Here is a 405-nt window from a genome sequence, read left to right on the forward strand (position 1 = left end):
TGCTTGAGCAGTCCCAACAGTCGCTGATCGTCCTTGGCGCGAGGACTCGCAGGCTCGGCCTTCCAGGCGTAGTAACCGCTGGGGTGCACCGTCATCACCTTGCACATCCGACGCACGCTGTGCTCGTGCTCATGTCGCTCGATAAACGCGTACTTCACCCGGACTGCTTGGCAAAGTACGCTGCGGCCTTTTTTAGGATGTCGCGCTCCTCGGTCACACGCTTGAGTTCGACCTTCAAGCGGCGCAGCTCATCGGTTTGCGACAGCTGTGTATGACGCTCACCAGGCGGTGCTCGGCGCGCCTTGATCCATTCGTACAGGCTGTGCTGGCTCACGCCAAGCCTGGCCGACACGTCGGCCACCTTGTGCCCGCGTTCGGTGATCTGCTTGACCGCTTCGGTCTTGA

General features: G+C 61.2%; 1 pseudogene. It reads right to left on the minus strand.

The features are described from left to right. Positions 1–405 (minus strand): annotated as a pseudogene (locus tag K9U40_RS24290) (transposase); the annotation flags it as partial.

The sequence above is a fragment of the Xanthobacter autotrophicus genome (genome assembly GCF_030015065.1).
Lineage (GTDB): Bacteria > Pseudomonadota > Alphaproteobacteria > Rhizobiales > Xanthobacteraceae > Xanthobacter > Xanthobacter autotrophicus_D.